The sequence below is a fragment of the Pseudomonas sp. FG1 genome (assembly GCF_034313875.1).
GTDB classification, from domain to species: Bacteria; Pseudomonadota; Gammaproteobacteria; order Pseudomonadales; family Pseudomonadaceae; genus Aquipseudomonas; species Aquipseudomonas veronii.
This window is the reverse complement of sequence record NZ_JAVIWP010000001.1, coordinates 2,955,447-2,979,055: the sequence shown is the minus strand read 5'-3', so window position 1 is coordinate 2,979,055 and position 23,609 is coordinate 2,955,447. Positions and strand designations below refer to the sequence as shown.

At 61.4% G+C, this 23,609-nt stretch carries 17 protein-coding genes; 7 read left to right on the top strand and 10 right to left on the bottom strand.

What is annotated here, in order from left to right:
- Positions 1–168: 168 nt before the first annotated feature.
- Genes mfd through RGV59_RS13675 form a run of 3 tightly spaced genes read left to right on the top strand, consistent with a single transcriptional unit; the run spans position 169 to position 6,899 of the window.
- Positions 169–3,618, top strand: a complete 3,450-nt coding sequence (gene mfd / locus RGV59_RS13685; RefSeq protein WP_126586392.1) for a transcription-repair coupling factor — start codon at positions 169–171, stop codon at positions 3,616–3,618.
- Between the two features lie 11 nt (positions 3,619–3,629).
- On the top strand, positions 3,630–4,196 hold the full coding sequence (locus RGV59_RS13680) for a CsiV family protein (protein WP_017848781.1): 567 nt from the start codon (positions 3,630–3,632) through the stop codon (positions 4,194–4,196).
- A gap of 9 nt (positions 4,197–4,205) precedes the next feature.
- Complete coding sequence (locus RGV59_RS13675) at positions 4,206–6,899, top strand: DEAD/DEAH box helicase (RefSeq protein WP_104903746.1); 2,694 nt, start codon at positions 4,206–4,208, stop codon at positions 6,897–6,899.
- 110 nt (positions 6,900–7,009) lie between these two features.
- Here RGV59_RS13675 and nagZ read toward each other — a convergent pair whose 3' ends face one another.
- Both nagZ and RGV59_RS13665 read right to left on the bottom strand, forming a co-directional pair.
- Positions 7,010–8,020 (bottom strand): beta-N-acetylhexosaminidase, encoded by a 1,011-nt coding sequence (gene nagZ / locus RGV59_RS13670; RefSeq protein ID WP_126586394.1) that lies wholly within the window; start codon positions 8,018–8,020, stop codon positions 7,010–7,012.
- Between the two features lie 143 nt (positions 8,021–8,163).
- Entirely contained in the window at positions 8,164–8,871 is a 708-nt protein-coding gene (locus RGV59_RS13665) for a TetR/AcrR family transcriptional regulator (RefSeq protein WP_046384321.1), read from the bottom strand.
- Between the two features lie 263 nt (positions 8,872–9,134).
- Here RGV59_RS13665 and lexA point away from each other — a divergent pair, with 263 nt between their 5' ends.
- Both lexA and sulA read left to right on the top strand, forming a co-directional pair.
- On the top strand, positions 9,135–9,743 hold the full coding sequence (gene lexA, locus RGV59_RS13660; RefSeq protein ID WP_003172575.1) for a transcriptional repressor LexA: 609 nt from the start codon (positions 9,135–9,137) through the stop codon (positions 9,741–9,743).
- A gap of 10 nt (positions 9,744–9,753) precedes the next feature.
- Positions 9,754–10,227, top strand: coding sequence for an SOS-induced cell division inhibitor SulA (gene sulA / locus RGV59_RS13655; RefSeq protein ID WP_017848777.1), 474 nt, complete (start codon positions 9,754–9,756; stop codon positions 10,225–10,227).
- A gap of 116 nt (positions 10,228–10,343) precedes the next feature.
- Here the strand turns inward: sulA and RGV59_RS13650 are convergent, their stop codons facing one another.
- From RGV59_RS13650 to RGV59_RS13620, 7 genes are all read right to left on the bottom strand, one after another.
- Positions 10,344–10,577: a hypothetical protein gene (locus RGV59_RS13650; protein WP_017254451.1), complete on the bottom strand. Its 234-nt coding sequence runs from the start codon at positions 10,575–10,577 to the stop codon at positions 10,344–10,346.
- A 185-nt stretch (positions 10,578–10,762) separates the two neighbouring features.
- Positions 10,763–11,284 (bottom strand): DUF6586 family protein, encoded by a 522-nt coding sequence (locus tag RGV59_RS13645; protein WP_017848776.1) that lies wholly within the window; start codon positions 11,282–11,284, stop codon positions 10,763–10,765.
- Between the two features lie 190 nt (positions 11,285–11,474).
- Complete coding sequence (gene topA / locus RGV59_RS13640; protein WP_046384322.1) at positions 11,475–14,096, bottom strand: type I DNA topoisomerase; 2,622 nt, start codon at positions 14,094–14,096, stop codon at positions 11,475–11,477.
- 114 nt (positions 14,097–14,210) lie between these two features.
- The gene (locus RGV59_RS13635; protein ID WP_010563748.1) at positions 14,211–14,447 is read right to left on the bottom strand and encodes a DUF1653 domain-containing protein; all 237 of its coding nucleotides are present in this window, start codon (positions 14,445–14,447) and stop codon (positions 14,211–14,213) included.
- Positions 14,448–14,544: 97 nt separating this feature from the next.
- Positions 14,545–15,720, bottom strand: coding sequence for an acetyl-CoA C-acyltransferase FadA (fadA, locus tag RGV59_RS13630; protein WP_026140242.1), 1,176 nt, complete (start codon positions 15,718–15,720; stop codon positions 14,545–14,547).
- A gap of 29 nt (positions 15,721–15,749) precedes the next feature.
- Complete coding sequence (gene fadB / locus RGV59_RS13625) at positions 15,750–17,897, bottom strand: fatty acid oxidation complex subunit alpha FadB (RefSeq protein WP_126586398.1); 2,148 nt, start codon at positions 17,895–17,897, stop codon at positions 15,750–15,752.
- A gap of 493 nt (positions 17,898–18,390) precedes the next feature.
- Positions 18,391–18,828: a hypothetical protein gene (locus RGV59_RS13620; RefSeq protein ID WP_017848772.1), complete on the bottom strand. Its 438-nt coding sequence runs from the start codon at positions 18,826–18,828 to the stop codon at positions 18,391–18,393.
- Between the two features lie 105 nt (positions 18,829–18,933).
- Here RGV59_RS13620 and RGV59_RS13615 point away from each other — a divergent pair, with 105 nt between their 5' ends.
- On the top strand, positions 18,934–19,371 hold the full coding sequence (locus RGV59_RS13615; RefSeq protein WP_102617703.1) for a universal stress protein: 438 nt from the start codon (positions 18,934–18,936) through the stop codon (positions 19,369–19,371).
- A gap of 121 nt (positions 19,372–19,492) precedes the next feature.
- Here RGV59_RS13615 and RGV59_RS13610 read toward each other — a convergent pair whose 3' ends face one another.
- Entirely contained in the window at positions 19,493–21,412 is a 1,920-nt protein-coding gene (locus tag RGV59_RS13610) for an ATP-binding cassette domain-containing protein (protein WP_017848770.1), read from the bottom strand.
- Positions 21,413–21,625: 213 nt separating this feature from the next.
- Here RGV59_RS13610 and RGV59_RS13605 point away from each other — a divergent pair, with 213 nt between their 5' ends.
- Positions 21,626–23,554 (top strand): transglycosylase SLT domain-containing protein, encoded by a 1,929-nt coding sequence (locus RGV59_RS13605; protein WP_017848769.1) that lies wholly within the window; start codon positions 21,626–21,628, stop codon positions 23,552–23,554.
- Positions 23,555–23,609 lie beyond the last annotated feature (55 nt).

Sequence of the window (23,609 nt, the reverse complement as noted above, 5' to 3'; positions counted from 1 at the left end):
GAAAACTATATGCATTTTGGCACTACATATTGAGTCAAAACGCGCCATTGTTTGTCTTAGCCACCACATTTCCCGCAAACCGTAATAGGCTCAGTCAGCAACTGACAGGCGGCACCTCGGGCCGTTACAATTACCGACTTTGTCGCAACGCTTGGAGCTCAACCTTCCGTGCCCGTTCTGCGTCTACCGCAACTCCCTGCCGCGGCAGGTAAACAGCACTGGGGCAATTTGCCCGGTGCCGCCCTGAGCCTGGCCATCGCCGAGGCTGCCAGCGCAGCCAAGCGCTTTACCCTGCTGCTTACCGCCGACAGCCAAAGCGCCGAACGGCTGGAGCAGGAGCTGAGCTTCTTCGCCCCCGATTTGCCGGTGCTGCATTTTCCCGACTGGGAAACCCTGCCCTACGACCTGTTCTCGCCGCACCAGGACATCATTTCCCAGCGCATCGCCAGCCTGTACCGTCTGCCGGAACTGGTCCACGGCGTGCTGGTGGTGCCGATCACCACGGCGCTGCACCGCCTGGCGCCGACCAAGTTCCTGCTGGGCAGCAGCCTGGTGCTGGATATCGGCCAGAAGCTCGACGTGGAGCAAATGCGTACACGCCTGGAAGCCAGCGGCTACCGCTGCGTCGACACGGTGTACGAGCACGGCGAATTCGCGGTGCGCGGTGCGCTGATCGACCTGTTCCCGATGGGCAGCAAGTTGCCGTACCGCATCGACCTGTTCGATGACGAAATCGAGACCCTGCGCACCTTCGATCCGGAAAACCAGCGCTCCATCGACAAAGTCGAGTCGATCAAACTGCTGCCGGCACGGGAATTCCCACTGCAGAAAGACGCGGTGACGCGCTTCAAGGCGCGCTTTCGCGAACGCTTCGACGTCGACTTCCGCCGCTGCCCGATCTTCCAGGACTTGAGCAGCGGGATTACCCCCGCCGGTATCGAGTACTACCTGCCGCTGTTCTTCGACGAAACCTCCACCCTGTTCGACTACCTGCCCCAGGACACCCAGGTGTTCTCGCTGCCGGGCATCGAGCAGGCGGCGGAAAACTTCTGGAGCGACGTGCGCAACCGCTATGAAGAGCGTCGCGTCGATCCGTCCCGCCCTTTATTACCGCCCGCCGAACTGTTCCTGCCGGTGGAAGACTGCTTCGCCCGCCTGAAAAACTGGCCGCGCGTGGTCGCCAGCCAAGAGGATGTGGACGCAGGCAGCGGCCGCACGCGCTTCCCCGCGCAAAACCTGCCGAACCTGGCGATTGAAGCCAAGGCCAGCCAGCCGCTCGAAGCGCTGTCCAACTTCCTCGGCGATTTCGCCGGGCGCGTGTTGTTTACCGCCGAATCGGCCGGGCGCCGCGAAGTGCTGCTGGAGCTGCTGGAACGCCTGAAGCTGCGCCCGAAAACCGTCGACAGCTGGCCGGACTTCGTCGCCGGCAAAGATCGCCTGGCGATCACCATTGCGCCGCTGGATGAAGGCCTGTTGCTGGACGATCCGGCCCTGGCGCTGATCGCCGAAAGCCCGCTGTTCGGGCAACGGGTGATGCAGCGCCGTCGCCGCGAAAAACGCGCCGACGCCAACAACGACGCGGTGATCAAAAACCTCACCGAACTGCGCGAAGGCGCGCCGGTGGTGCATATTGACCACGGCGTCGGCCGCTACCTGGGCCTGCAAACGCTGGAAATCGACAACCAGGCCGCCGAATTCCTCACCATGGAATACGCCGAAGGCGCCAAGCTGTATGTGCCGGTGGCCAACCTGCACCTGATCGCCCGCTACACCGGCAGCGACGACGCCCTGGCGCCGTTGCACCGCCTGGGTTCCGAGACCTGGCAGAAAGCCAAGCGCAAGGCCGCCGAACAGGTGCGCGACGTCGCCGCCGAGCTGCTCGACATCTATGCCCGTCGCGCCGCCCGCGAGGGTTATGCGTTCGCCGACCCGAAAGCCGACTACGCCACGTTCAGCGCCGGCTTTGCCTTCGAAGAAACCCCGGACCAACAAACCACCATCGAAGCCGTGCGCGCCGACATGCTCGCGCCCAAACCGATGGACCGCCTGGTGTGCGGCGACGTGGGCTTCGGCAAGACCGAAGTGGCGATGCGCGCAGCCTTCATCGCGGTGCATGGCGGCAAGCAAGTGGCGATCCTGGTGCCGACCACCCTGCTCGCCCAACAGCATTACAACAGCTTTCGCGACCGCTTTGCCGACTGGCCGGTGACCGTGGAAGTGATGAGCCGCTTCAAATCCGCCAAGGAAGTGAACGCCGCCGTCGCCGACCTGGCGGAGGGCAAGATCGACATCGTGATCGGCACCCACAAGCTGCTGTCGGACGATGTGAAGATCAAGAACCTGGGCCTGGTGATCATCGACGAAGAACACCGCTTCGGGGTGCGTCAGAAAGAACAGCTCAAGGCCCTGCGCAGCGAAGTCGACATTCTGACCCTCACCGCCACGCCGATTCCGCGCACGCTGAACATGGCGGTGTCGGGCATGCGCGACCTGTCGATCATCGCCACTCCACCGGCGCGGCGCCTGTCGGTACGCACCTTCGTGATGGAGCAGAACAACAGCACGGTCAAGGAAGCGCTGCTGCGCGAATTGCTGCGCGGCGGGCAGGTGTATTACCTGCACAACGATGTGAAAACCATCGAGAAATGCGCCGCCGACCTCGCCGCACTGGTGCCGGAAGCACGCATCGCCATCGGCCACGGGCAAATGCGCGAGCGCGACCTCGAACAGGTGATGAGCGACTTCTACCACAAGCGCTTCAACGTGCTGATCGCCTCGACCATCATCGAGACCGGCATCGACGTGCCGAGCGCCAACACCATCATCATCGAGCGCGCCGACAAGTTCGGCCTGGCACAACTGCATCAACTGCGCGGCCGCGTCGGACGCAGTCACCACCAGGCCTACGCCTACCTGCTGACGCCACCGCGCCAGCAAATCACCGGCGACGCGGAAAAACGCCTGGAAGCCATCGCCAACACCCAGGACCTGGGCGCCGGCTTTGTGCTGGCCACCAACGACCTGGAAATCCGTGGCGCCGGCGAACTGCTCGGCGACGGCCAGAGCGGGCAGATCCAGGCCGTGGGCTTCACCTTATATATGGAGATGCTCGAACGCGCGGTGAAAGCCATCCGCAAGGGCGAGCAACCGAACCTCGACCAACCCCTGGGCGGCGGTCCGGAGATCAACCTGCGCTTGCCGGCATTGATCCCCGAAGACTACCTGCCGGATGTCCACGCGCGACTGATCCTGTACAAGCGCATCGCCTCGGCCACCGACGAAGAAGGCCTCAAGGACCTGCAGGTGGAGATGATCGATCGCTTCGGCCTGTTGCCGGAACCGACCAAGAACCTGGTGCGCCTGACCCTGCTCAAATTGCAGGCCGAGCAACTGGGGATCAAGAAGGTCGACGCCGGGCCGCAGGGCGGGCGCATCGAGTTCGAAGCGCAGACGCCGGTGGACCCGTTGGTGCTGATCAAGCTGATCCAGGGCCAGCCCAACCGGTACAAGTTCGAAGGGGCTACGCTGTTCAAGTTCATGGTGCCGATGGAACGTGCCGAAGAACGCTTCAATACCTTGGAGGCGCTGTTTGAGCGCCTCATCCCGAAATCTGTTTGAAGGACGCCCCAATGCGCGTGTTTCGCATTCTGAGCTTGTTATTAGTGGTACTCGCACCTTCGGCGTTTGCCGACAGCCTGTACCAAGTGGAAATGGTCCTGGTGCGCCAGAACGCGGAGCCGGTGATCAACAGCCGCGCCGCGCCGGAAGACTGGGATGCCGGCGCCGAGCGCCTGGGCGACAGAAGCAGCCCGGCGCGCCTGGGCACGATCGTCGACAAACTCCGCGCAGACGCCAACTACACGGTGCTGGCGCACAAGGCCTGGGAACAGAACCTCGGTGAGCAGCCGGTAAAAATCGCGATCACCGACGGCCGGGAGCAGTTCGGTCAGTTTCCCCTCGAGGGTGTACTGAGCCTGCAACTGGGGCGCTTTACCGATATCGACGCGGACTTCTGGATCAACCAGTTCGACGGCAACGGCAGCGTCATCGCCAGCGAGCACCTGGCACAAAAAGACGTGCGGACCAAGAACAACCAGCTCAACTACCTGGATGGCGGCCACCTGGCGCTGCTGATCAAGATCACTTCGTTGACCGCCAAACAGCCCAGCGCACCGCCCGTCGACTTTCAGGACTGATCCAGCGCCATGCCCCTGACGTCGCCGCTCACCAAGCCCCTGGCCCCTTCGTGGGCCAATCGCTTCAAAGAACAAAGCCTGGAGCGCGGGCGGCGCTATGCCTTGGAGAACCGGGTACGCATCGTCGAGTCGGGCGACAGCACCATCATCGCCAGTTGCGAAGGCTCGGGCAGCAACGTCTACCGGCAGACCATCTCGTTGCGCGAATCGGCCAAGGGCACGCTGATCCTGGTGGACAGCCGCTGCACCTGCCCGGTACACACCAACTGCAAACACATCGCGGCGGTGCTGCTCAAGGTCCAGGAAACCCTGGCCTACCCGGCGGCGGCCCAGGACGCCGAACTGCTGGAAAAACTCCAGGCCGTGCTGGACAACCGCGTGGTGCTGCCGCAAGTGGTGATGGACGACGTGCTGCCCGTGCCGCGCCTGTGGCTGGCCAGTGTCGCGTTCAGCGCGTTCGAGCCGCGCAACGGCAAGATGCAGCGCTATATCCAGCACCGTGCGGCGCTGTCGTTCAACTATCTGGGCAACTACGTCAGCGGGCAAAAGAACGCCGACATCATCGTCCGCCAGGAAACCCAGAGCCTGCGGATCAAGCGGCACCCCGAGCTGGAACAGCGCTATCGCGAACAACTGCGCCTGCTCGGTTTCAAGATCGCCACGCGCCAGAGCAAAGCGTTGCCGGAAAGTGCCGGCGAACTGTTCGAGATGGTCAATGACAGCGCCTGGCTGAACTTCACCCTCAACGCATCGCCGACACTGCGGGCCGAAGGCTGGGAGTTGCAGATCGACGACGACTTCGGCTTCGACCTGAGCCCGGTGGACGACTGGTATGCCACCGTCGACGAAGGGCCGGAGCGCGACTGGTTCGACCTGGAACTGGGGATCATCGTCAACGGCGAACGCCTGAGCCTGCTGCCGATCCTGCTCAACCTGATGCGTTCGCACACCGAAATCCTCAACCCGGAAAAACTCGCACGCCGCCGCGATGACGAGCTGATCCTGGTCAACATCCCCGGCCTGCCCAACGGTGGCCACGGCCCGCTGCAAGTGGCGCTGCCCTACGGCCGTCTGAAACCCGTCCTGGCCACCCTCGGCGAGTTCTACCTTCAGGAACCCGGCACCACCACGCTGCGCCTGGCCAAGGCCGACGCGATCCGCCTCAACCCGCTGGAAGACCTGCCGCTGCAATGGGAAGGCGGCGAGAAGATCCGCACCTTCGCCCAGCGCCTGCGCGACATCAAGGATTTCACCTGCGTCGCGCCCGAAGGCTTGAACGCGACCTTGCGCCCCTATCAGCTGGAGGGCTTGAGCTGGATGCAGTCACTGCGCCAGCTGGAAGTGGGCGGCATTCTTGCGGACGACATGGGCCTGGGCAAAACCTTACAGACCTTGGCGCATATTCTCAGCGAGAAGATCGCCGGGCGCCTGGACCGCCCGTGCATGGTGGTGATGCCCACCAGCCTGATCCCCAACTGGCTCGACGAGGCCGCGCACTTCACGCCGCAACTCAAGGTCCTGGCGCTGTATGGCGCCACCCGCAAAAAGCACTTCGCGAACCTGCAGGACTACGACCTGCTGCTGACCACGTATGCGTTGCTGCCCAAAGACATCGAGCAACTCGCCGCCCTGCCCTTGCATGTGCTGATCCTCGACGAAGCGCAGTACATCAAGAACCCTTCGAGCAAGGCGGCCCAGGCGGCGCGTGAGCTGAACGCACGGCAGCGCCTGTGCCTGAGCGGCACCCCACTGGAAAACCACCTGGGCGAGCTGTGGTCGCTGTTCCACTTCCTGTTGCCGGGCTGGTTGGGCGACGTGAAAAGCTTCAACCGCGACTACCGCGTGCCGATTGAAAAACGCGCCAGCGATGTACGATTGCAGCACCTGAACGGTCGGATCAAACCGTTCCTGCTACGTCGCACCAAGGAACAGGTGGCGACGGAATTACCGCCGAAAACCGAGATCATCCACTGGGTCGAGCTCAATGAGGCCCAGCGCGATGTGTACGAAACCATGCGCCTGGCCATGGACAAAAAAGTCCGCGATGAGATCACCCGCAAAGGCGTGGCGCGCAGCCAGATCATCATTCTTGAAGCGCTGCTCAAGCTGCGCCAGGTGTGCTGCGATTTGCGCCTGGTCAACGATGCCACCCTGCCGACGCGCGGCAGCAGCTCGGGCAAGCTCGACAGCTTGATGGAAATGCTCGAAGAGCTGTTTGCCGAAGGGCGCCGGATTCTGTTGTTCTCCCAGTTCACCTCGATGCTGAGCCTGATTGAACTCGAGCTGAAAAAACGCGGTGTCGCCTACGCGCTGCTGACCGGCCAGACCCGCGATCGGCGCACGCCGGTGAAAGACTTCCAGAGCGGCAAGCTGCAGATCTTTCTGATCAGCCTGAAGGCAGGTGGCGTAGGACTCAACCTGACCGAAGCCGACACAGTGATCCACTATGACCCGTGGTGGAACCCGGCCACGGAAAACCAGGCCACCGACCGTGCGTATCGCATCGGCCAGGAGAAACCGGTGTTCGTCTACAAGATGATTGCACGGGGCACGGTGGAGGAGAAAATCCAGCACCTGCAGAAGGAAAAGTCCGACCTTGCAGCGGGCGTGCTGGACGGGCGGACCACCGGGGATTGGCAGTTGGGCAACGAAGAGATCGAGGCGCTGTTTGCGCCGCTGCCCAACAAACAAGAAAAACGCTGACGGTTAGATCGCCCTCGCGGCCAGCGCATCGCCACATTCAACCGCACTTCGACAGAATGTACACAATCAAGTGTAGGAGCGGGCTTGCCCGCGATAGGCGCGCCGCCGTCTCAATCGATCAACTGCGCATCCCGCAACGCGCCGAGCGCCACCAGCCAACGCGGGTCTTGCTTATACTCCATCGACGCAACCGCCTGCCCACGCATCCGTGCGATCCGCGCCGATGGCGTGACCTTCATCCGCTGGGCCGCGCTCAGCGCCAGTTCGGCAGCCGCCCGATCGTTGCACACCAGGCCCATGTCACAACCCGCCGTCAGTGCGGCCTCAATACGGCTGGCCGCATCCCCGACCACGTGGGCACCAGCCATGGACAGGTCGTCGCTGAAAATCACCCCGTCAAATTGCAATTCGCCGCGCAGGATGTCCTGCAACCAGCGGCGCGAGAAACCGGCCGGCTGGGCGTCGACTTGCGGGTAAATGACGTGGGCTGGCATCACCGCAGCCAATTGCCGGCTCAGGCGCGCGAAAGGTACCAGGTCATTGGCGCGAATCTGTTCCAGGCTGCGTTCGTCATTGGGAATCGCAACGTGGGAATCGGCCTCAGCCCACCCGTGCCCCGGGAAGTGCTTGCCGGTGGCGGCCATGCCGGCGCTGTTCATGCCACGGATAAACGCCCCGGCAAGCACCGCGGCGCGCTCGGGGTTGCCCTCGAAGGAACGGCTGCCGACCACAGCGCTGCGCTGGTAGTCCAGGTCCAGCACGGGGGCGAAGCTCAGGTCCAGGCCGACGGCCAGGACTTCAGTGGCCATGATCCAGCCACACTGTTCGGCGAGGTATTCGGCGTTAGGGTGATCCGCCAGCGCACGCATGGCCGGCAGGCGCACAAAACCCTGGCGCAGGCGCTGCACGCGACCGCCCTCCTGGTCGACCGCCAGCAGCAGGTCCGGGCGCACGGCACGAATCGCCGCGCTCAATTCCCGCACCTGGCGCGGATGCTCGATATTGCGCGCAAAAATGATCAGGCCGCCCACCTCAGGCTGGCGCAACAGGTGGCGATCCTCGGCCGTCAGCCAGGTGCCGGCAACGTCGACCATCAAAGAACCTTGCAGGGCAGCAGTCATAAACCTTCCTTAAATAACGCACACAACCCATTGCCCTCGCGGCGCGGCGGGCGCGGCAAGAACAATGGGTTGCGAGTAAATAGCTGAATTCGGCATGGGCGGCTAGCTTAGCGGATGCTGGCGGCCGCGCACACCCGGGGCGGTCAAACCTTCGCGGGGATTGGCGTCGATTTGCTGCGCGGACGCAATTGCGCGGCGGCCATGGTCTGGTCGGTCACGCCGGTTTCGGCGCGCATGCCGGCAGCGAGGAACGGCACCATCAGGCGCATCACCTGCTCGATGGAGGTGTTGACGCCAAAGTCGGTCTCGGCAATCGCCCGCAAGGCCTTGATCCCGGACATGCTGAATGCCGCCGCGCCGAGCATGAAGTGTACGCGCCAGAACAATTCGATCGGCGGGATGCGCGGGGCGGCTTCGTTGACCAGCAACATATAGCGGCGGAACACCTTGCCGTACATGTCTTCCAGGTAGCGGCGCAGGTGGCCCTGGCTCTGGCTGAACGCCAGGCCCAACAGGCGCATGAAGATCGACAGGTCGTTGCCGCTGCGTGGCTGCACCACCAGCGCTTGCTCAACGAGGATTTCCAGCAGTTCTTCCAGGCTTGGCTTATGGTCGGCCTTGGCCTGGCGGCGTTCGAGCTCACGGTCGAGACTGGCGCAGAACGGCCCCAGGAAACGCGAGAACACCGCCTGGATCAGGGCTTTTTTCGAGCCGAAATGGTAGTTCACGGCGGCGAGGTTGACCCCGGCCTTGCTGGTGATCAGCCGCAATGAGGTTTCAGCAAATCCTTTTTCCGCGAACAATTGCTCGGCAGCATCGAGAATGCGTTCAACGGTTTCCGACTGGGCCATGGCTACTCCGCCTGACAAACACTTGTTTGAAACATACGTTTCAGCTTGTGTCTTGTCAAGCCTGCGGGTTCGCTTTCCGGCCGGGCAGTCATCTATTTGAACGCTATTTAATCACATCCTTTCAACTCTGTAGGCAGCGCTGTCTTTGCGTTGTAGGAGGGCTGACGAATGACCGTCCAGCGGACGCGCAAAAAAGGATGATTGCCAAGCGCAGTCCACTGTATATAATCCCAGTCACTGTATAAAAAGACAGAGCGATCAACATGCTAAAACTGACGCCACGCCAAGCTGAGATTCTGGCTTTTATCAAGCGCTGCCTCGACGACAACGGCTACCCGCCGACGCGCGCGGAAATTGCGCTGGAACTGGGGTTCAAATCCCCCAACGCCGCCGAAGAACACCTCAAGGCCCTCGCTCGCAAAGGCGCGATCGAGATGACCCCGGGCGCTTCGCGGGGCATTCGCATCCCCGGTTTCGAAGCCAAGGCCGACGAATCGACCCTGCCGATCATCGGCCGCGTCGCTGCCGGCGCGCCGATCCTGGCGCAACAGCACGTCGAGGAATCCTGCAACATCAACCCGACCTTCTTCCACCCTCGCGCCGACTACCTGTTGCGGGTGCATGGCATGAGCATGAAGGACGTGGGCATTTTCGACGGTGACCTGCTGGCCGTCCACACCACTCGTGAAGCCCGTAACGGCCAGATCGTCGTCGCCCGCATCGGCGATGAAGTCACCGTCAAACGCTTCAAGCGCGAAGGCAGCAAGGTCTGGCTCCTGGCCGAGAACCCTGAGTTCGCCCCGATCGAAGTCAACCTGAAAGACCAGGACCTGGTGATCGAAGGCCTGAGCGTCGGCGTCATTCGCCGCTAAAGGAGGCATCATGCAGCTCGTGCACACCCCACAACACACACAACTGTCGCTGTTCGAGGCCTTCATGGCCCAACCCCTTGCGCCCATCCTCAAGGAAACGGTCGAGGCGCCCTGGTGCGCCGAGCCTGAGGCGTTCAGTGAACTGTCGTTGCGCGGTGCGGCCGGGAGCTGCCTGAGCCTGCTGGCGCCGATCCTGCGTGAACTGAGCGAGGAACAGGATGCACGCTGGTTGACGCTGATCGCCCCACCCGCCAGCCTGACCCAGGCCTGGCTGCGGGACGCCGGTCTCAACCGCGAGCGCATCCTGTTGCTGCAACCACGCGGCGCACAAAGTGCCCAGCAGTTGACCTGCGAAGCCCTGCGCCTGGGCCGCAGCCATACAGTGGTGAGCTGGTTGAACCCGCTGAATGCCAACGCCAAGCAACAGTTGATCAGCGCTGCGCGTACCGGCGATGCGCAGAGCTTGAATATTCGTTTGGGGTAATTCGAGGTGCCGCAGGCTAGCCCTGTGGCAAGGGAGCTTGCTCCCATTGGACGGTGCAGCAATCGCATGTTCAGGGCCGCTTAGCGCCCCAGCGGGAGCAAGCTCCCACGCCACACTCAGTGCAGAACCCGTGGACCGTCTTCTTTCTCCGGTTCGCCTTCCGCCAGGCGGCCTGCCATCTGTACGCCAACGCTCAACATGGCTTTTGCCACTTCCACGTGCTGGCCTTGCAGGAACGCCTTGGCATCTTCGGAAAAGTCCAAGATAACCAGAGAACCCTCGTCCTCAGCCCGGCGCAGCTCGATTCGGCCGTCAGGCAATTCAACAATTTCCAGAAAGGACGTTGGCATAAAAGTCTGTTCTCCACGAAAGGCCGGGATTATATCAGTCATCTGCCGGGCCTCGCAGTGGATCTGGCGAGGTTTCTTTACGGCTGGATGAATGGTGCTTAGTGAGCCACAATTTTGATTGGCACCCATCTGCGCAGGTGCCTTGGCTGTCAGCTCGCAATGATCACCGGCTCAACGAGCGTGTCTCAGCACTCGTTCAAACCTTCACGAAACCGCAGCGCCATGTTTTTCAGCTCCTGGCGCCAGCCTTCAAGCTCTTCGCGGCTCAACGGCTTCGGCTCATCCTCTTCCAGCGACAGCGCCACGATCAACGGCTGGGTCACATCGCCCTTGGGCACATGGGGAACACGTGGCGGCTGGAACATATCGGCATGCGCCTTGAGCAGGCGTGCCACCCAACTGTCGGGGCTTTGCGCCATTTCCACCAATTCGGCGAGTTCAGGGATCGCCATGGCGTCCAGCACTTCGCGATTCATGATCATTTCCGCACGCGGTGAACCGGCCTGGGGCAAACGGTAGAACCCGGCGATTTCATGACACAGCCCCAGCAAGGCGCCGTACAGGTGGAACAGGGCCGCCTCACGCCCCGCCTGGACCAGCGCGATGGCGTTCATCTCCTTCCCTTCCTCGGCACGGCCAAGGGCTTCCAGGGATAAACCCGCGAAGTAAATTTTCTGGTTGGTACGGGTATAGAGTTCGTTGGCCATGACGGCAATCTCCACAACGAATAGGCGTAATGCTGGTATGTAGGAGCGAGCTTGCTCGCGAAAAACCTGGGGGCGCCGTGGGGCATCAGGTTTTTCGTGTAATCGTTAGCGACCTTCGCGAGCAAGCTCGCTCCTACAGCAAGCAAAAGCCGTCTATGCAGACGGCTTTTAGCGTTATCAGATTAACCGATCAAGCGCCCTGGCGCTTGTCCTCGACCTTCCACTTGCCGCCGTCGTAGAACGCCTTCCAACCGGTCGGCTTACCATCCACTTCGGACTGCACGTACTGTTCCTTGGTCTTGCGGCTGTAGCGGATCACGGCCGGGCGACCGTCCGGGTCCTTCTTCGGCGCTTCGCACAGGAAGTGGTACTTCGGATCGATCTCATCCTTGTGCGGCACGATCTCGAGCACCAGCGGCGCACGGGTCTCGCGGTTTTTCGGGAACTGGCTGGCAGCCAGGAACAGCCCCGAAGCGCCATCACGCAGGATATAGGTGTCGTTGACCTTCTCGCACTTGAGTTCGGGCATCTTCACCGGGTCCATCTTCGGCGGCGCCGCGTCACCGCTTTTCAGCAGTTTGCGGGTGTTCTTGCACGTCGGGTTGGTGCAACCGAAGAACTTGCCGAAACGGCCGGTCTTGAGTTGCATCTCGCTGCCGCACTTGTCGCATTCCAGGCTCGGGCCTTCGTAGCCCTTGATGCGGTAGCTGCCCTCTTCGATCTCGTAGCCGTCGCAATCCGGGTTGTTACCACAGATGTGCAACTTGTGCTTCTCGTCCAGCAGGTAGGCATCCATCGCCGTGCTGCAGATCGGGCAGCGGTGCTTGCCACGCAGCACCAGCGATTCGGATTCACCCTCGTCGTCGGCGGCGATTTCATCGCCCGGCACCAGGTTGACGGTGGCCTTGCAGCGCTCTTTCGGCGGCAGGCTGTAGCCCGAGCAACCGAGGAACACGCCGGTGGACGCGGTACGAATCTGCATCGGCCGGCCGCAGGTCAGGCACGGGATGTCAGTCATCACCGGCTGGTTGGCACGCATGCCGCTGTCCGGGCTTTCGGCCACTTCGAGTTTTTTCTTGAAGTCGCCGTAGAACTCGTCGAGCACGCTCTTCCAGTCGCGCTCGCCCTGGGCCACGTCATCGAGGTTCTCTTCCATACCGGCGGTGAAGCCGTAGTCCATCAGGTTGGAGAAACTCTCGGACAGACGCTCGGTGACGATGTCGCCCATTTTTTCCGAATAGAAACGCCGGTTGTGCAGCGCCACGTAGCCACGGTCCTGGATCGTGGAGATGATCGCCGCATAGGTCGAAGGACGACCGATACCGCGTTTCTCCATCTCTTTCACCAGGCTGGCTTCCGAATAACGTGCCGGCGGCTTGGTGAAGTGTTGGGACGGGTCGAGCTTGATCAGCTTCAACGTGTCGCCCTGAGCCATGTCCGGCAGTACGTCGTCGTCGCCTGGCTTGGCGATTTGCGGCATCACGCGGGTGTAGCCGTCGAACTTGAGGATACGGCCCTTGGCACGCAGCTCGAAGTCGCCTGCGCCCACGCTGACGGTGGTGGACAGGTATTGCGCCGGCAGCATCTGGCAGGCCAGGAACTGGCGCCAGATCAGCTCATAGAGGCGCTCAGCGTCACGTTCCATGCCGCTCAGCTTGCTCGGCTCGGTGTTGGCGTCGGAAGGACGAATCGCTTCGTGAGCCTCCTGGGCGCCTTCTTTGCTGCTGTAGACGTTTGGCTTCTCCGGCAGGTACTTCTTGCCGAACTCGCTTTCAATATACGTGCGCGCCATCGCCACCGCGTCTTGCGACAGGTTGGTGGAGTCGGTACGCATATAGGTGATGTAGCCGGCTTCGTACAGACGCTGGGCCATCATCATGGTTTTCTTCACGCCGAAGCCCAGGCGGTTACTCGCGGCCTGTTGCAGGGTGGACGTGATGAACGGCGCTGACGGCTTGCTGCTGGTCGGTTTGTCTTCGCGCTTGACGATGCTGTAGCTGGAAGACTTGAGCTTCTCCAGCGCGGCCATGGCCTGGGCTTCGTTCAGCGGCTTGAAGGCCTCGCCTTTTTCACGGGCCACTTCAAAGCGCACGTTGGCGCCCTTGGCGGTGCCGAGGTCGGCGTGGACTTCCCAGTATTCTTCAGGGTTGAACGCACGAATCTCGCGCTCACGCTCCACCACCAGCTTGACCGCGACCGATTGCACACGGCCAGCAGACAGGCCACGGGCAATCTTGGCCCACAGCAGTGGCGAGACCATGTAACCCACGACGCGGTCGAGGAAACGGCGGGCCTGCTGAGCGTTGACGCGGTCGATATCCAGTTCGCCCGGCTTGGAGAAGGCTTCCTGGATGGCTTTCTTGGTGATTTCGTTGAACACCACACGCTTGTAGCGGCTGTCATCACCGCCGATGGCTTCCCGCAGGTGCCAGGCAATGGCTTCCCCTTCGCGGTCCAAGTCCGTTGCGAGATAGATGGTGTCGGCATCTTTGGCGAGCCGGCGCAGCTCTTCGATGACCTTTTCCTTGCCCGGAAGGATTTCGTACTTGGCCTTCCAGCCATGTTCCGGGTCCACACCCATGCGCGAGACCAGCTGCTTGCGCGCTTTCTCTTTAGGCGTGAGCACCGGACCTTCGCCCGCAGCCGCCTTGCCGCGCTTGGCGGCAGGCTCCTTGCTGGCGCTAGCCGAACCGCTGGTGGGCAGGTCTCGGATATGGCCGATACTCGACTTCACCACGTACTCGTTGCCCAAGTACTTGTTGATGGTCTTGGCCTTAGCCGGGGATTCCACAATGACCAGCGATTTGCCCATGGATCGGAAAATTCCTGAATTCGAGAAGTGAAAGGCAGTTGGCGCCTGACGCGGCAACGCTATATATAGTGGCAACCGGGTGAGGTCAAGCGCAGCATTCTGCGCAGCCTGCCGTTATTGCCCTGAAAAAAGACTGGGTTCGGCCTGCACCAAAGCAAAGCGTGGGACCTGTTCGCCGTCAACTTCGACGGACTCTAGGAACATGCTCAACGGGCGCACCCAAAAGCCGTAATCGCCATACAGTGCTTGGTAGAACACCACTTCTTCTTCGGTCTCGGAGTGCCGCGCCACATTAAAAACGCGGTACTGCGGACCTTTATAATGTTGGTAGAGCCCTGGTTCGACTTTCATGCTCTGGCCACCTTACAAAATTTGTTAAAAAAAAATAATAAAACTACCGAAAAACAAAAACCGGGGCACTGGGCCCCGGCTTCCGTCAACCCAACGCTTAAAGGCGTTCGAAGACGGTGGAAATGCCTTGGCCGAGACCAATGCACATGGTTGCAACCCCGAGGTTGCCGCCATTTTGCTTCATCACATTGAGCAAAGTGCCGGAGATTCGCGCGCCGGAGCAACCGAACGGGTGGCCCAGGGCGATCGCGCCGCCGTGCAGGTTAACCTTCTCGTTCATCTTGTCGAGTACTTTCAAATCTTTCAGCACCGGCAGGGCCTGTGCGGCGAAGGCTTCGTTGAGCTCGAAGAAGTCGATATCGGCGACGGTCAGGCCCGCGCGCTTCAAGGCTTTTTGTGTCGCCGGTACCGGACCATAGCCCATGATCGCCGGGTCCACACCCGCTACGGCCATCGAACGAATCACCGCCATCGGCTGGATACCCAGGTCCTTGGCACGCTGCGCCGACATCACGATCATGCACGAGGCACCGTCGGTGATTTGCGACGAAGTGCCGGCTGTCACGGTGCCGCCCTTTGGATTGAACGCCGGTTTCAAGGCGGCCAGGCTTTCCAGGGTGGTATCCGGACGAATGGTTTCGTCGTAGTCGAACAGTTTCAGGAAACCGTTCTCGTCGTAGCCGTTCATCGGGATGATTTCATCCTTGAACTTGCCTTCCACGGTCGCCTTGTGGGCGAGCTGATGGGAACGCAGGCCGAACGCATCCTGGGCTTCGCGGGTAATGCCGTGCATCTTGCCGAGCATTTCCGCGGTGAGGCCCATCATGCCCGAGGCTTTTGCCGCGTGCAGTGACATGTGCGGGTTGGGATCGACACCGTGCATCATGCTGACGTGGCCCATGTGCTCCACGCCACCGACCACGAATACATCACCGTTGCCGGTCATGATCGCCTGGGCGGCCGTGTGCAATGCACTCATCGACGAACCACACAGGCGGCTGACCGTCTGGGCGGCCGCGGTGTGTGGGATCTGGGTCAGCAAGGAAGCCATGCGGGCGATGTTCCAGCCCTGCTCCAGGGTCTGGTTGACACAGCCCCAGATCACGTCTTCGACTTCGTTCGGGTCGACCTTGACGTTACGCTCCAGCAATTTGCTGATCAGGTGCGCCGACATGTCTTCGGCGCGGGTGTTGCGGTGCATGCCGCCCTTGGAGCGGCCCATCGGCGTGCGACCGAAGTCGACAATCACGACGTCTCTTGGATTCAAGCTCATAAATATTCTCGCTCAAGTGTATGGGACGCTTAACCGAAGAAGCTCTGGCCGTTCTTGGCCATCTCACGCAGCTTCGCGGTCGGGTGGTACAGCGGGCCCAAATCAGCGTATTGATCAGCCAGGGCAACGAACTCGGCCACACCGATCGAGTCGATGTAACGCAGCGCACCGCCACGGAATGGAGGGAAACCAATACCGTACACCAGGCCCATGTCGGCTTCGGCGGCGGTTTCGACGATGCCGTCTTCCAGGCAACGCACGGTTTCCAGGCACAGGGCGATCATCATCCAGTTGATGATGTCCTCGTCGGACACCTCACGCTGTTCATAGATGACCGGCGCGAGCACTTCGTGGACCGACGGATCGGTAACCTTCTTCTGCTTACCCTTCTTGTCGGTCTCGTAGGCGTAGAAGCCCTTGCCGTTCTTCTGGCCCAGGCGCTTGGCCTCGTAGAGCGCGTCGATCGCCGAGCGGCGGTCGTCTTTCATGCGGTCCGGGAAGCCTTCAGCCATCACGTCGCGACCGTGGTGGCCGGTGTCGATGCCGACCACGTCCATCAGGTACGCCGGGCCCATCGGCCAGCCGAATTTTTCCATCACCTTGTCGATACGCACAAAGTCCACACCGGCGCTGACCAGCTTGGCGAAACCGCCGAAGTACGGGAACAGCACGCGGTTGACCAAAAAGCCCGGGCAGTCGTTGACCACGATCGGGTTCTTGCCCATTTTCTTGGCGTAGGCAACGGTAGTGGCGACGGCCAGCTCGCTGGACTTCTCACCACGGATCACTTCCACCAGCGGCATCATGTGTACCGGGTTGAAGAAGTGCATGCCGACGAAGTTTTCCGGACGCTTGAGGGCCTTGGCCAGCAGCGTGATGGAAATGGTCGAGGTGTTGGACGCCAGGATGGTGTCGTCTTTGACCTGGGCTTCCACTTCCGCCAGTACCGCTTGCTTGACCTTCGGGTTTTCGACAACCGCTTCGACCACTAGGTCGACGTGGCCGAAATCGCCGTAGGACAGCGTAGGACGAATGCCGTTGAGCACTTCAGCCATTTTCGCCGCGGTCATGCGACCTTTATCAACCCGACCTACCAGCAGCTTGGCCGCTTCCGCCAGGCCTTGCTCGATGCCGTGTTCGTTGATGTCTTTCATCAGGATCGGCGTGCCTTTGGACGCCGACTGATAGGCGATACCGCCGCCCATGATGCCGGCACCGAGTACGGCGGCCTGTTTCACATCCTTGGCGACTTCATCGTAGGCCCTGGCCTTTTTCTTCAGTTCCTGATCGTTCAGGAACAGGCCGATCAGGCTCCGGGCAGCGGAGGTCTTGGCCAGTTTGACGAAACCTGCCGCTTCCACTTCCAGGGCTTTGTCGCGACCGAAGTTCGCGGCTTTCTGGATGGTCTTGATCGCTTCAACCGGCGCCGGGTAGTTCGGGCCGGCCTGGCCAGCCACGAAACCTTTGGCGGTTTCGAACGCCATCATTTGTTCGATGGCGTTGAGCTTGAGTTTTTCCAGCTTCGGCTGACGCTTGGCCTTGTAATCAAATTCGCCGCTGATGGCGCCCTTGATCAGGTTCAGCGCGGCTTCGGCCAGTTTGTCCGGGGCAACCACGGCATCGACGGCACCGACTTTCAGCGCGTCTTCAGCTTTGTTTTCCTTGCCGGCGGCGATCCACTCGATGGCGTTGTCGGCCCCGATGATGCGCGGCAGGCGCACGGTGCCGCCGAAACCTGGGTAGATGCCCAGCTTGACTTCCGGCAGGCCGATTTTCGCAGTGGCCGACATGACGCGGAAATCCGCGGCCAGGCACATTTCCAGGCCGCCGCCCAGCGCGATGCCGTTGATCGCGGCAACGGTCGGCACGTTGAGGTCTTCGAAATCGCTGAAAATCTTGTTGGCTTCGAGGTTGCCAGCCACCAGCTCGGCATCGGGCAGCTTGAAGCTCTCGACGAATTCGGTGATGTCGGCGCCGACGATAAACACGTCCTTGCCGCTGGAGACGATCACGCCCTTGACCGAAGCATCTGCTTTGATGGCGTCTACGGCCTGACGCAGTTCGTTCAGGGTTAGACGGTTGAACTTGTTGACGGACTCACCCTTGAGGTCGAATTTCAGTTCGACGATGCCACTTTCAAGAGCCTTAACCGTGATGGCTTTACCTTCGTAAATCATCAACTGATCTCCACGATATGGAAGCTGAACAGTACACATCGGACGCTGGCCTCTGGTTGGACATTGATGATTTCGTCAATGCTCACCCCAATGCGCCAGGCACACCCGCCAATGCGATAGTCGGGATTCTGTATGAGACGTCTGACAGACAAACGCTCAATTCATACGCCCGTTTGATTTGGGTACGCCACCTTCATCCAATTCCGGGCAATTGTCAATCGCTCGAAAGCGCTAGGAAAAACGCGACTTTCCAGTCATTTCAGAACCCCAACCCTTGGCCCACGCTTCGCCAATATTCAACTATTCACCAAATCAATAATGAATACAGCGTAGGAAAAGACTGTACAGATCCGGATATCCGGCTACGCTTGCGGCAGCCATTACAGAATAGTCAAAATGCCTGGGTGAATACCCGGCGTGAAACACACAGTTTTACCGGCCTGCCTGGCCAACCCCGCCCGATGATGATGTCGGGCTTTTTATTGCCCGACGTTCAGGCCAGGGCCTTGAGCAACGTATCAATGGCCTGCAGGTCGCTCACCTCACCCTTCTCGCCCCAGCACAACGCGATCATTTGCCGGTCTGCCTCGACTTTGTAGACGTTGGCCGGCAGCGTCGCAAAATGCGCCAGCAATTGCTCGTCCACGCAGGCTTCCTGCCACTGGTTGACCCACACGCCAGGCTCCAGCTGCCAATAACTCCATAGTGCAGGGACCTTGCCGCGCCGTGGCCGGTGGTATTGCGCGCACGGGCTCGGCGGCTCCTGCTTGAGCCAGTGCGGCCACGCCTGGGGCGCCAGTTGCATCGCCAGGCCCATGCGGCGCGCCTCCATGCGCAGGGCCATGCGCCCACTCTGATGGCGCGACGGGCGCAGCCATGCCAGGGGGCTCAAAACCACCGCAAGGATTGACACCACTATCCAGACCGTCATATGTGTACTCCCGAATTTTTAGATAAGCGGATTTGACCTGACGCAACCCCATCCGCTTGAAAGCAGCCATACTGAACTTATTGCAGTCCCCTGGAGGAACGCCCCATGTCATACGAACATATTCTGGTCGCCGTAGACCTGACCGAAGAGTGCGATCCAGTGATCAAACGCGCCGTGGATCTGGCTGGCACCACTGCCAAACTGTCCCTGGTGCATATCGTCGAACCGATGGCCATGGCCTTTGGCGGCGACGTGCCGATGGACCTGTCACAACTGCAACAGCAGCAATTCGATCAAGCCAAGGAACGCCTTGAGCGCCTGATCACCAAGTACCCGAACCTGAAAAAAGATCAGAGCCACCTGACCTATGGTCAGCCACGCCAGGAAATCCATCACCTGGCCAAGGAACAGGGCTGCGACCTGATCGTGGTCGGCAGCCATGGCCGTCACGGCCTGGCCTTGCTGCTGGGCTCCACCGCCAATGACGTCCTGCACGGCGCACCGTGCGATGTGCTGGCGGTGAAGCTGGTAAAAGGCGCGTAGGACCGATCGAGATCCAATATGGGAGGGAGCTTGCTCCCTCCCACATGTTGAGCTGCAGCTCATATAAAAAACCCGGTGCTCATTGAAATGAACACCGGGTTTTTTAATGCACTGGAATCAATCAGGCGTCCAGCTCGGCCCAACGTTCAACCAACACTTCCAGCTCCTGGTTCAAGGTTTCCAGGGACGCGATGACCTCGGCGGTTTCCGCCGCCGGACGCAGGTAGAAACCCGCGTCAGCCATTTGCGCTTCGACCGCAGCGATCTGCTGCTCCTTGGCGTCGATTTCACCCGGCAGGGCTTCCAGCTCACGCTGCAGCTTGTAGCTGAGTTTCTTCTTCGCGGCAGGCGCGGCTTCCGGCGCCGGTGCAGCGGCGGCCACGGGGGCGACGACGGCGGAGGTCAAGTCGGCCTTGCCGGACTTGCTCTCGGTCACGCCCAGCAGGCGCGGCGAGCCGCCCTGGCGCAGCCAGTCCTGGTAACCACCGACGTACTCGCGCACCTTGCCTTCACCTTCGAAGACCAGGGTGCTGGTGACCACGTTGTCGAGGAATGCCCGGTCGTGGCTGACCATCAGCACAGTGCCGTTGAAGGTCAGCAGGACCTCTTCCAGCAGCTCGAGGGTTTCCACGTCGAGGTCGTTGGTCGGTTCGTCGAGGACCAGCAGGTTGGCCGGCTTGCTGAACAGCTTGGCCAGCAACAAGCGCGCACGCTCACCACCGGACAAGGCCTTGACCGGCGTGCGCGCGCGCTGCGGGCTGAACAGGAAGTCGCCCAGGTAGCTCAGCACATGGCGGCTCTGGCCGTCGATATCGATAAAGTCGCGGCCTTCGGCGACGTTGTCGATCACGGTTTTTTCCAGGTCCAACTGGTGACGCAACTGGTCGAAGTAGGCCACGTCAATGCGCGTGCCCTCTTCCACTTTACCGCTGGTCGGTTGCAGGCCGTTGAGCATCAGCTTGAGCAACGTGGTCTTGCCGGTGCCGTTGGCGCCGAGCAGGCCGATACGGTCGCCGCGCTGCAGGACCATGGAGAAGTCCTTGATCAGGAACGGACCGTCCGGGTGATGGAAGCTGACGTTCTCCAGCACCATCACCTGCTTGCCCGACTTGTCGGCGGTTTCCAGCATGATGTTGGCCTTGCCGGTGCGCTCGCGACGCTCACTGCGTTCAACGCGCAGGGCTTTGAGTGCGCGTACACGGCCTTCGTTACGGGTGCGGCGCGCCTTGATGCCCTGGCGGATCCACACTTCTTCCTGGGCCAGGCGCTTGTCGAACAAGGCGTTGGCGGTTTCTTCAGCGGCCAGGGTGGCTTCTTTGTGGACCAGGAAGCTGGCGTAGTCGCCGTTCCAGTCGATCAGGCCACCACGGTCCAGCTCGAGGATGCGGGTCGCCAGGTTCTGCAGGAAGGACCGGTCGTGCGTGATGAACAGCACGGCGCCCTGGAAATCCTTGAGGGCTTCTTCGAGCCAGGCGATCGCGCCGATGTCCAAGTGGTTGGTCGGTTCGTCGAGCAGCAGCAGGTCCGGCTCGGACACCAGGGCCTGGGCCAGCAGGACGCGGCGACGCCAGCCGCCGGACAATTCGGCGAGGGTCTTGTCGGCCGGCAGTTGCAGGCGGCTCAGGGTGCTGTCCACCAGTTGCTGCAGGCGCCAGCCGTCGCGGGCTTCGAGGTCTTGCTGGACGTGCATCAGCTTGTCCAGGTCTTCTTCGGTGACGCAGTTCTGCGCCAGGTGATGGTATTGCGCAAGCAACTCACCGACGCCGTCCAGGCCTTCGGCGACCACGTCGAACACTGTCCGTCCGTCGGCCACCGGCAGTTCCTGCGGCAATTCGCCAATCTTGAGGCCCGGGGCGCGCCATACAGAGCCGTCATCGGGCTTCTGGTCGCCTTTTACCAGCTTCATCATGCTGGACTTGCCGGTGCCGTTGCGGCCGATGATGCACACCCGCTCACCACGGGCGATCTGCCAGGACACCTTGTCCAACAACGGCATAGCGCCGAAAGCAAGGGACACATCGCTGAATTTGAGCAGGGTCATACGCTTCTCCAAAAACTGGGCGCGCATTCTACCTGAGTTGAGGGTGGGATGCGGCCGGCATTTTCGCTACGGGTGGGTTCTGTAAGACAATTCCTGCGAACTTGAACGAACAGGTCGGCAAAGCTTTCACCGGCCGCTGGCAAAAGGCTAAGCTAGAGGCAATGAGTGTCGGCGGTGCCGGCGCTAGTCGTGATTTCTCTGCACGGACGTCTCATGCGCAGTCGCCTTTTCAACTTTTTATCTTGTCTGCTTCTTACCGCCACTGCCGCTCAATCCGCCCTGGCCGTGGACATAACCACCCAACGTCAATATTACGATGAAGCCAAACGCGCCCTGGCCAAGGGCGATACCGGGCCCTACATGCAATACAGTCAGGCCTTGGCCGACTATCCGCTGACGCCGTACCTGGCCTACGACGAGCTGACCGCACGCCTGAAGACCGCGAGCAACGAGGAAATCGAACAATTCCTCGCCAAAAACGGCGACCTGCCCCAGGCCAACTGGATGAAACTGCGTTGGTTGCGCTGGCTGGCCGAGCGTGGCGACTGGCAGACCTTTGAAAAGTACTACGACCCCAAGCTCAATTTCGTCGAGCTCGATTGCCTGCATGGCCAGTTCCAGCTCACGCACAATCTGAAGGCCGAAGGCTACAAAACCACCGAAAAACTCTGGCTGACCGGTAAATCGCAACCGTCCGCCTGTGATGCCACGTTCGCGCAGTGGGCCGCAGATGGCCAACTCACCGAACAGAAAATCTGGGACCGCGCCAAGCTCGCCGCCGAAGCCCGCAACTACGCGCTGGCCAACAGCCTGGTAAAAAGCCTGCCGACCCTCGGCGCCCAAGGCCGCCTGATGGTGGACGTGGCGCAAAAGCCGGAGATGCTCAACGACCCATCGCGCTTCCTGCCGGCCACCGAGGCCATGTCTGACGCCGTGGGCCTGGGCCTGCGCCGCCTGGCGCGCCAGGACCCGGACAAGGCTATGGCCATGCTCGACGGCTATGCCAGCAGCATGCACTTCTCCCGTGACGAAAAAGTGGCGATTGCCCGCGAGATCGGCCTGACCCTGGCCAAGCGCTTTGACCCACGCGCCCTTGAGGTGATGACCAAGTACGACCCGGAACTGCGCGACAACACCGTGTCCGAATGGCGCCTGCGCCTGCTGTTGCGCCTGGCCCGTTGGGAAGACGCCTACCAACTCACGCGCAAACTCCCGCAGGACTTGGCCACCACCAACCGCTGGCGCTACTGGCAGGCCCGCAGCCTGGAACTGGCCGAGCCGAAAAACCCGCAAGCCCTGGTGCTGTACAAGAACCTGTCGCGGGAGCGCGATTTCTACGGATTCCTCGCCGCCGACCGCTCCAAAGCGCCGTACCAACTGATGAACAAGCCGCTGTTGATGAGCCAGGCGCTGATCAACAAAGTGCGCAACACCCCCGGCGTGCGCCGCGCCCTGGAGTTCTATGCGCGGGGCCAGGTGGTCGATGGCCGCCGCGAGTGGTACCACGTCAGCCGTCACTTCAACCGCGACGAAATGGTCGCCCAGGCCAGGCTGGCCTACGACATGAAGTGGTACTTCCCGGCGATCCGTACCATCAGCCAGGCGCAGTACTGGGATGACCTCGACATCCGCTTCCCAATGGCCCACCGCGACACCCTGGTGCGCGAAGCCAAGGTGCGTGGTCTGCATTCGAGCTGGGTGTTCGCCATCACCCGCCAGGAAAGCGCGTTCATGGACGACGCCCGCTCCGGCGTCGGCGCCAGCGGCCTGATGCAACTGATGCCCGGCACCGCCAAAGACACCGCGCGCAAGTTCAGCATCCCGCTGGCCTCCCCGGCCCAGGTGCTCGATCCGGATAAAAACATCCAGCTCGGCGCCGCTTACCTGAGCCAGGTACACAGCCAGTTCAACGGCAACCGCGTCCTCGCTTCCGCCGCCTACAACGCCGGCCCGGGCCGCGTGCGCCAGTGGCTGCGCGGCGCCGATCACCTGAGTTTCGACGTGTGGGTGGAAAGCATCCCGTTCGACGAAACCCGCCAGTACGTGCAGAACGTGCTGTCTTATTCGGTGATCTACGGGCAGAAGCTCAATTCGCCACAGCCGTTGGTGGACTGGCATGAGCGGTATTTCGACGATCAATAAAGCGTGACGCACACACAAAAATGCCCGCATCGAAGGATGCGGGCATTTTTATTTA